9 protein-coding genes are annotated in these 8,897 nt (G+C 74.6%); 3 read left to right on the top strand and 6 right to left on the bottom strand.

Annotated elements, in window-relative coordinates:
- The coding region (locus QJS33_RS30460; RefSeq protein ID WP_306371526.1) for a tetratricopeptide repeat protein at positions 1 to 920 on the top strand (920 nt) is incomplete at its 5' end.
- Positions 921 to 1,021: 101 nt separating this feature from the next.
- Here the strand turns inward: QJS33_RS30460 and QJS33_RS30455 are convergent.
- The 4 genes from QJS33_RS30455 to QJS33_RS30440 form a co-directional block, all read right to left on the bottom strand.
- The gene (locus QJS33_RS30455; protein ID WP_306371525.1) at positions 1,022 to 1,213 is read right to left on the bottom strand and encodes a DUF5999 family protein; all 192 of its coding nucleotides are present in this window, start codon (positions 1,211 to 1,213) and stop codon (positions 1,022 to 1,024) included.
- 182 nt (positions 1,214 to 1,395) lie between these two features.
- The gene (locus tag QJS33_RS30450) at positions 1,396 to 2,817 is read right to left on the bottom strand and encodes a threonine/serine exporter ThrE family protein (protein ID WP_306371524.1); all 1,422 of its coding nucleotides are present in this window, start codon (positions 2,815 to 2,817) and stop codon (positions 1,396 to 1,398) included.
- A gap of 198 nt (positions 2,818 to 3,015) precedes the next feature.
- On the bottom strand, positions 3,016 to 3,699 hold the full coding sequence (locus QJS33_RS30445) for a response regulator transcription factor (RefSeq protein WP_306371523.1): 684 nt from the start codon (positions 3,697 to 3,699) through the stop codon (positions 3,016 to 3,018).
- Positions 3,700 to 3,747: 48 nt separating this feature from the next.
- The gene (locus QJS33_RS30440) at positions 3,748 to 4,566 is read right to left on the bottom strand and encodes a RecB family exonuclease (RefSeq protein ID WP_306371522.1); all 819 of its coding nucleotides are present in this window, start codon (positions 4,564 to 4,566) and stop codon (positions 3,748 to 3,750) included.
- A 123-nt stretch (positions 4,567 to 4,689) separates the two neighbouring features.
- On the opposite strand from QJS33_RS30440, the gene QJS33_RS30435 reads away from it, so the two are divergent.
- Positions 4,690 to 5,832: a site-2 protease family protein gene (locus tag QJS33_RS30435; protein ID WP_372339744.1), complete on the top strand. Its 1,143-nt coding sequence runs from the start codon at positions 4,690 to 4,692 to the stop codon at positions 5,830 to 5,832.
- A 333-nt stretch (positions 5,833 to 6,165) separates the two neighbouring features.
- On the opposite strand, the gene QJS33_RS30430 is transcribed toward QJS33_RS30435, so the two are convergent.
- Both QJS33_RS30430 and QJS33_RS30425 read right to left on the bottom strand, forming a co-directional pair.
- On the bottom strand, positions 6,166 to 6,639 hold the full coding sequence (locus tag QJS33_RS30430; protein ID WP_306371521.1) for a hypothetical protein: 474 nt from the start codon (positions 6,637 to 6,639) through the stop codon (positions 6,166 to 6,168).
- 21 nt (positions 6,640 to 6,660) lie between these two features.
- Positions 6,661 to 7,914 carry a helix-turn-helix transcriptional regulator gene (locus QJS33_RS30425; protein WP_306371527.1) on the bottom strand — a complete coding sequence of 418 codons (1,254 nt, stop codon included), beginning with the start codon at positions 7,912 to 7,914 and terminating at the stop codon, positions 6,661 to 6,663.
- Positions 7,915 to 8,291: 377 nt separating this feature from the next.
- Between QJS33_RS30425 and QJS33_RS30420 the strand changes: the two genes are divergently transcribed.
- A complete protein-coding gene (locus QJS33_RS30420) occupies positions 8,292 to 8,594 on the top strand; it encodes a hypothetical protein (protein ID WP_370634555.1) in 303 nt (100 codons plus the stop codon).
- Positions 8,595 to 8,897: the final 303 nt, after the last annotated feature.

Genomic DNA, 8,897 nt, shown 5'->3' with positions numbered 1-8,897 from the left:
GCGACCCCCGGCACGCGCCCCGGGCCGCCCACCATCTGGCGCTGTCCCTGGAGCAGGACGGCGAGGACGCCGAGGCCGAGCGGATCTGGCGCCGGCTGTTGGACCTGGGCGGGCCCGGGCACACCGCCGTCGCCCACTACGGACTGGCCCGCGCCGCGGAGGAGCGCGGCGACCCCGGGGCCGCCGAGGAGCACTGGGAGGCGGCACTGGCCCCGCCGCCCGACCGAGCCGAGCGGCTGCACGCCGAGACCGTGGCCGAGGCCGCCCGCGACCTGGCCGGGAGGCTGCTGGACCGGGGCGCGCCGGGCGCCGCCCTGAGCGCCGCCGAACGGGGGCTGTCCGTGGCCGAGGACCCGGAGCTGCGCCTGCTGCGCGCCGCCGCCCACCTGGAACACGCCATCGCCGACCTGGACGCGGTCGTCGAGCCGCCCCGGGAGGACGGTGAGCCCGCCGCCCCGCGGACCGCCGGGGCCGCCGTGGAGCTGCTGGCCGGGCTGCTGGGACTGCGCGGAGACGCCGACGGGGCCGCCGGGGTGTGGCGCAGCGGACTGCGCGACCTCGGGGAGGACACCGCGCGGGAGGTCGGTGCCCGGCTGCGGCGCGGGTTCGCCCACGGCGGCGAGGAGGACGGGGTCCCCTGGTGGGAGCCCTACCTGGCGGAGGCGGTGGCCACGACCAGCGCGCCCGCGCTGGCGGCGGAGCTGTTCGCGGTGCTGACCCGGATGCACGCCCTGGCGGCGCTGCCCGCGCTGGAGGGGGAGGCGAACCCGGCGCGGTTGCGGGAGGCGCTGGTCCAGGCGGTGCGCACCCCCGACGAACTGGTGTGGGGGCCGGGCCTGCACGCGGACCTGCGGCGCCGGCTGGCGGAGGCCACCGGGGGCCGCGACCTGCTGCCCGAGGACTGGCCCGAGCGCCTGTGAGGCCAAGGGCCGCGGAACGGTCGGCGCGTACCGCCGCCCGGGGGCTCGGCTCCCGGGCGGGGATCGTCCGGTCCGTCGGGGGACCGGCGGGGACGGTGGCGTCAGGCGGCCAGGACGCGGGGGCGGTGCGGGGCGACGACGGCGCCGTCGGGCAGCAGCTCACCGGTGTCGTCGAAAAGGACGACGCCGTTGCAGAGCAGGCTCCACCCCTGTTCCGGATGGCTGGAGACGACGCGCGCGGCCTCGCGGTCGGTGTCCTCGAAGGACGGGCAGGGAGGCTCATGGCTGCACATGGGATCGGCCTTTCGTTACGGGCTCGTCGTTGAGCTGACGCCAAGAATAGTGGCTGACATCACATGCTTGTCGCGTTTCGTGTCGAAAACACGGCGTCGGTGTCGTCGACTGCTTCTCACACGGTGAGATACCCACAGGTCGCCTGTGGTTCGCATCACTTTCGATCGGATCGGGGAGGAGTTCAGTACCCGCCCCGGGTCCGGCGCGCCGCCGGGCGGCCGCGCATGCCGGCCCCGGCCAGACCGCCGCGCTGGAACGCCCGCACCAGCTCGCCGCCCAGGTTCACCCCGGCGCCCAGCGCCAGGCCCACCATGACCGCCTCCACCAGCGAGAGCAGACCCGACACCGCCGTGCCCTGGGTGAACTCGATCAGCCCCCGGTACAGCAGGCTGCCCGGCAGCAGGGGCGCGATCGACGGCACCAGGTAGGGCAGCACCGGGCGGCGGGTGCGCCGGGCCAGCCAGTGGCCCACCACCCCCACGGCCACCGCGCCCACGACGGTGCCCACCACCGGCGGCACCTCGAACACCGACCGCATGCCCGCGTAGATCACCCAGATCATCACGCCCAGCAGGCCGATGGTCACCAGCATCCGGGGCGGTACCGCCAGCGACACCGCGAACGCGATCGCGATCCCGGCCGCGCCCAGCAGCACCGGCGGTTCCATGGAGGTGCCCGCCGAGGGCAGGGCGTCCAGGTCGATGGACACGCCCAGGCGCACCGCCGTGTACGCGACCGCGCCCACTCCGGACACGATCGCGCCCAGGATGAAGAACGTCTCCAGCAGCCGGGCCGCCGCCGACACGTAGCTGCCGCTGATCCCGTCCTGGAGGCTGGCCACCAGCGGGCGCCCGGGCAGCAGCGCCATGATGTTGCCGGTGATGATCGCGCCCGCCTGGAGCCCCAGCTCCATCTCGTGGCTCACCCACAGCAGCCCCACGCCGATGGTCGCCGCGACCATCGCCGCGGCGGTCATCTGGTAGAACTCGGCGACCCCGCGGCGGGCCAGGAACACCGACGTGCGGTCGCCCAGCACCGCCGCCAGGAACGCCGCCGTCGTCACGATGAGGCCGCCGCCCATCATCACACTGGCGCTGGAGGCGATCAGTCCGAACCCGACCACGATCACCCAGTGGGGGTAGGGCATGCGGGCCCGCCGGATGCTCTCCAGCCTGGCGGCGGCGTCCTCCAGCTCCAGCAGGCCCAGGGCCGCCTGCTGCACCAGCGTGTGCAGCTCGTTGACCCGGAAGTAGTCCAGGGAGCGGCGGCGCACCACCCGCTCGCCGGTGATGGGCGGCTGGTCGCCGCCCGGGTGCGTGGACAGGGTGATGGTGGTGAAGGTGACCGACACCTCCGAGCGGGGCAGGTTGAAGGCCACCGAGAGGCTGAGCATCGCCTCGCTGACCGCCTCGGTGCCCTCGCCGCTGGCGAGCATCAGCTCGCCGACCCGCAGCACCAGGTCGATGGCCCGGGCGTCGGGGAGGGGGCGCTCGTCCTCCTCCTCGTCCGGGGCCAGGTCGCGCTCGTGCCGGGCGCGCCAGTCACGCATCCGGCTGAGCATGCGGTCCTCACCCGACGGCGGGCGGCCCCGCTTGTCCCCCATGTCCGTCCTCCCCTTCCCGCCGGTGCCCCGCGGCGGTCGACCCGGTGTTCACGACCCCTTCAGGGGACGCGGCCCCCTCGGTCCGGGTTCGCCCGCCCGGGGACCGGGTACCGGTGAGTTCGATCACCGGGTCATCCTCCCAAGCCGCTCGGTTCCGTGCGGGGGAACGCGCCGGGGCCGGCGGGGCGGACCGGGGGTTCATCCGTCCTGTTCCCCGGGGCGGACCAGGCCGCTCTCGTAGGCGTGCACCACGGCCTGCACGCGGTCGCGCAGACCGAGTTTGGTGAGGATACGGCCCACGTGCGACTTGACGGTGGTCTCGCCGACGACCAGGTGGGCGGCGATCTCGGAGTTGGACCAGCCGCGGGCGACCAGGCGCAGCACCTCGCGCTCGCGTTCGGTGAGGGGGTCGGGGGCGTCGTTCCCGGAGCCGTCGGAGGCGGGCAGCAGCGGGGCGAACCGGGCGAGCAGCCGCTCCAGCACCTGGGGGGAGACCACGGCGCCGCCGGAGGCGACGGTCTCCACCGCCGCCACCAGTTCCTCGGGCGGGGAGTCCTTGAGCAGGAACCCGTGGGCGCCCGCCCGCAGGGTGCCCACCGCGTACTCGTCGAGGTCGAAGGTGGTGAGCACCAGCACCCGGACGGCCTGGTCCAGGGAGCGCGAGCGCTCGACGATGCGGCGGGTGGCCTCGACGCCGTCCATGCCGGGCATGCGCACGTCCATGAGGACGACGTCGGGCAGCAGCCTGCGGGCGGCCGCCACCGCTTCGCGACCGTCGGAGGCCTCGCCGACCACGGACAGGTGCGGGGCGGCCTCCAGGATCATCCGGAAGCCGGCGCGGACGAGGGGCTGGTCGTCGACCAGCAGCACTGAGACGGGCACAGGCCGATTCTGCCGTATCCGGTGCCCCGCGGAGGTACCGCTGCGCCGTCAGGCCCCCGGGGGGAGGGCGTCGGGCAGTGGCGGCGGGGTGCCGCCGAAGGCCGGGCAGATGGCCTGGTGTTCGCACCAGTCGCAGAGCCTGCTCTTCCTGGGTTCCCAGACCCCGGCGCGGCCGGCCGCCTCGATCCGGGCCCAGATGTCGGAGATCTCGGCCTCGGCGGCGCGCAGTTCGTCCTCGGTGGGGTCGTACCAGCGGATCGCCCCGTTCCCGCCCAGGTAGACCAGTTGCAGCCGGGTGGGTACCACGCCCAGGTCGCGCCAGATCATCACCGCGTAGAAGAAGATCTGGAACTTGGCCTTGTCCTCGAAGCGCGGGGAGGGGGACTTGCCGGTCTTGTAGTCGACGATGCGGATGCGCCCGTCGGGGGTCACGTCGAGGCGGTCGACGTAGCCGCGCAGCCGCAGCCCGGTGGGCAGCTCCACCGAGATGCGCATCTCGCGCTCGCGCGGTTCCAGGGCGGTGGGGTTCTCCAGGTCGAAGTAGCGGCGGACCAGGTCGCGGGCGGACTCCAGCCAGGCGTCGCGGGCGGCCTCGTCGGCGAACAGCTCCTCCACCTCGGGGCGCTTGTCCTTGAGCTTGGTCCACTGGGGGTCGACCAGGCCGACCGCGGTGCGGGGGGTGCGGGTCTCGGCGGGCAGCTCGTACAGGCGCTCCAGGCAGGCGTGGACCAGGGTGCCGCGCAGGGCCGCCGCGCTCGGGGCCTCCGGGAGCCGGTCGATGGTGCGGAACCGGAAGAGCAGCGGGCACTGGAGGAAGTCCGACGCCCGGGAGGGCGACAGTGCGGACGGCAGGAGCGCGGTGGTCATACCCGTGAGCCTACGAGAAGGGCGTGACAGACGACACCCGTGCGCCGGAGCCCTGTGCGCCGGGCCTCCCGGGCGCGGGCACCCCCGGGTGCCGGGTGCGGCGCGGCCCCGTAACCTGGGGGCGTGACCATCGGCAACGATCGCCCCGCGCCCCGCGACCGCTCCAACGGACTGCTCCTGGGCCGGCCCTTCGGGGTCCCCGTGTACGTCACCGCGTCGTGGTGGGTGGTGGCGGTCCTGATCACCCTGGTGTACGGCGGGATCGTGCAGGACCGCCTGGCCCTGCCGCCGGTGTTCTCCTATGCGATGGCGTTCGTGTTCGCGCTGCTGCTGTACGCGTCGGTGCTGGTGCACGAGTTGGCGCACTCGGTGGTGGCGCGCCGGTACGGGCTGCCGGTGCGGCGGATCGTGCTGTACGTGCTGGGCGGGGTCTCCGAGATCGAGAAGGAGGCGTCCACGCCGGGGCGGGAGTTCTGGATCGCGTTCGCGGGCCCGCTGTTCTCGCTGCTGATCGCGGCCGGGGCGTTCGGGCTGTTCCTGTTGGCGGACCCGTTCACGGTGGTGGGCGAGCTGCTGTTCCAGCTGTGGGTGGCCAACCTGCTGGTGGGTGTGTTCAACCTGCTGCCGGGGCTGCCGCTGGACGGCGGGCGGCTGGTGCGGGCCGCGGTGTGGAAGCTGACCGGGCGGCCGCTGGCGGGCAGTGTGGCGGCGGCCTGGGGCGGCCGGGTGCTGGCCCTGGTCGTGGTGGCGGTGCCGCTGCTGCTGGGCTGGCTGAACGGTGCCCTCAACCCGTGGGGCACCGTGTGGGGGCTGGTGCTGGGCGGGTTCATGTGGATGGGCGCCACCGATTCCCTGCGGTCCGCGCGGGTGCGCTCGCGGGTGCCGGGGCTGCGGGTCCGCGACCTGGCGCGGGCGGCGCTGGCGGTCCCGGCCGACACCCCGCTGGCCGAGGCCGAGCGGCGCGCCGCGGTGATCGGGGCGACGGCGCTGGTGGTGACCGACTCGGAGGGCACGCCGACGGCGGTGGTGCATCCGGGGATGGCCGCGGAGGTCACCGACGCCCGGCGGGCGTGGGTGCCGGTGGCGGAGGTGGCGCGGGCGCTGACCGCGTACTCTGTGCTGCCGCTGGACCTGGAGGGGGAGGAGATGCTGGAGCGTCTGACCTCCCACCCGCTTCCGGAGTACCTGGTGGTGGACGCCGACGGCGCGGTGCACGGGGTGCTGCGCGCCGCCGACGTCAACGCGGCCATGTCCGGCCGGGAGTGATCCCGCCGGCGGTGTCCCCGTCGGGCCTGCGCTCCGCTGCGGCCTGATCGGGCGCCCCAGGGGGTGGGAAGGGGTCTCGGGAGGCGCGGCGGCCCTTCCGTCGAAGTCCTCGCCCGCCCGTCGCCCACCACCGCCCGACCCGTCGCCCACCACCGCCCTCAAAGGGCGGCCTGCGGCCGACGGTGCCTTCCCCTTACGGGCGGCCTGCGGCCGACGGTGCCCCCTATGGACGGGCCTGTGGCCGACGGCGCCTCCCCCTACGGGCGGGCCTGCGGCCACGGGCCTCTCCTCGGAGGCTTCTCCTCGGAGGCCTCCGGAACCCCGTCGGCGCCCTCACCTGCGGGCGCCCTCGGGCCACAGGACGGACACCGGGCGGTGCAGGGAGCGGGCGTAGGCGACGATGTCGGCGGTGCCGCCGGGGCCGCGGGCGGGTTCGCCGTCCCACACCGCGACGAGTTGGTCGCAGCGTTCCACCAGGAGGCGGCCCGCCTCCAGGTGGGCCCTGGGCGTGGACTCCACGTGCGGTAACGCGTGGACGAGGACGGCCTGGGAGAGCAGGCGGTCGTAGAGCGGGTGGTGCCCGGTGGGGAGTCCGTCGCGGTACTCGCGGGCGGGGACGATCACCTCCAGCGGGGCTCCGGCGTCGATGACCGCGGCGGCGAACAGGGCGTCGGCCCCGTCCGCCAGACAGGACAGGCCCACCATGTCGCACCCGTAGGGCTCCAGGTGCGAGTCGATGAGGGCGGCGACGGCGCCGCCGACGCCGGGGGTCAGGTTGCGATGGCCGGTGATGCCGATGCGGATCACGTCATCCTCCCTGCTGTTCGTTTAGCCGCCTTTGTACCCAGATGTAGGGACGGAGTTCACGAGCAGTGCGAGGCGGTCGTCGAGGTCTCGGACGCAGGCGGCCTCCGGGCCCCTGTAACGACGCCTGAAGGAGCGGACGCGGTCCACGACCCGGGCCGAGCCGAACCGGGTTCCGGTCTCCAGGGCCTCCACGGCCAGCCGGAACGCCTCGTCGACGTCGCCGGCCTCGGCGTGCGCCGCGGCCAGTTCGACCTTCAGCACCGCGGACTGCTTGGCGCCCCGTCCCTGGGGGCCGGAGGCCTCGGCGAAGGCGTCGCGGGCGTCGTGCGGGCGGCGCAGGCGCACCCCCACCAGGGCCCGGTACCCGGAGATCTTGGCCTGGTCGAAGGCGAACACCCAGGGCCAGGGCGGGTTGATGTTGCCGGAGCGGGAGATCTCCTTCTCGGCGCGGCCGATGGCGTGGGCCGCGGCGGAGCGGTCGCCGATGCCGGCGTGGGCGAGCGCCCCCACGCAGGCCAGCCAGGCGCGGGCGGTGGGGTGGGCGGAGGGGCCCAAGACGTGCTCGGCCTCCTGGACCAGGCCCAGGCCCAGTTCGGGGTCCTCCGCGGTGTCGATCTCGAAGGCGGCCAGGGAGCCGAGCATGTACACGTCGAGCAGGCGCATCCCGGCCTGGCGGGCGCGGATGACGGCGGTGCGGTAGTGCATGCGGGCCGACCCCATGTCGCCCTGGTCGGCGTGCAGCCAGGCGGCGAACCCGGAGGCCTCGCTGGCGGCGGCGCTGACGGCGGAGTGGTGGGTGGTGCCGCGGGCCTTGAGGAGCATCCGTTCGGCCAGGTGTACGTGGGCCACGGCGCCGGGCAGCAGGTCCCGGGCGGGTGAGGTGGAGTCCATGCGGCGGTGGCCGCCGGTGATGGAGCGCAGCGAGGGCGCGGTCGTCTCGTCGACGGCGAGGTGGCCGCCCTCGTACGGCGCGCCGAAGGCGCGGGCGGTGCCTGCGGTGCGGATGGTCGCCGGGGCGGGGGCCGCCGTCGGTACCTCGTCGGCGTCGGGCGGCAGGGTGCCGTCGAAGCGCAGCAGGTGCAGCGGGATGTCCAGTCGCCGGGCCAGGTCGTGGACCTGGGTGACGGTGAGCGACTGCTGGCCGTTGACGACCCGGGAGACCCAGCTCTGGGAGTAGGCGACGGCGCGTGCCAGGTCGCCCTGGGACCAGCCGCGGGCGGTGCGCACCCCCTCGATGACGGTCGCCATGTCGCAGGTGGCCAGGGCGGCGGCGATACGCGGCCGGGACCACAGGTCCGGTGGAAGTTGGGACATGGAGTTCAGATTAGGGATTCGCGGTGCCGGAGGTGGCCGTGTTCGGTCCGACGGTACCGGGTAAAGCCCGTGTTCGCGGTTTTTCGTGGCTTCTGACAACCCCGTGCCAAGGGTCTTAGGTGACCACTCCGTCCCTTGTGGGGCGGGTTGTTGAGATAAGGGCGATAAAAACCCTCTGTTGGTTTTCATCGTGATCCATGGGGATTTTCTGGGAGGGGTCTCCTGCCCCGGGAAGGGCGCGCATAACAGCTCATGCGTGATCCGCATAGGCGTGCTCTTCCGGTCCCGGCGGTGCGGCAGAGTGAGGAACGTCGTTGGCGACCACAGGGGAGGCCTGAGTGACCGTCGATACCCCACCGGCGGGTGACCCGGACATGCGGTGTCCGGGCGAGATCGACCTCGTGCTGCGCGGGCTCGCCGCGGAGCTGCGCTCGCACGGGGTGGAGGCCCGCGAGGACGGGGTGCACGGCATCGTGCACGCCGGGCCGCAGCACGCGCTGCTCCGGCCGCACCGGGGGGACCTGTGGTGGTGGATGCGGTGGCCGGGGGAGCCCCGGCCGCTGGCGGGGGTGCCTCTCTCTCCGGCCACACGGACCTCCGAGGCGGTCCGCCGCATCCTGGGGGCCCTGGACCGCACCTGAAGACCGCGCGGCCCCCACCGCGCCCCCGACGGGCGCGGGTCCGGCCCGCGCCCCAGGGCGGGCGGGGCTCGGGCTTCCCCGGAACCCAGTCTCCCTCTGTGCGGGGCCGCCCGGCCCCGCCCGCCCGATCGCCCCGCCTCCGGGTCGCGCTTCCCCCGCGCCCGGACCCGGCGGGGAAGCCGGAACGTCCCGACCGCAGTCCCTCCGCGGCCGGGCCGGGTCCGGAAGTGTTCCGGCCGCACCTCCCCCGTGGCCGGGGCACGACGACCGCCGGCACGGCCCCCCCGTGCCGCGGCGGTCCCG

Origin of the sequence: Nocardiopsis sp. CC223A, assembly GCF_030766825.1 — a bacterium.
GTDB lineage: Bacteria > Actinomycetota > Actinomycetes > Streptosporangiales > Streptosporangiaceae > Nocardiopsis.
Note: the sequence above shows the minus strand (reverse complement) of the source record. Positions and strands in the feature narration are given on the sequence as shown.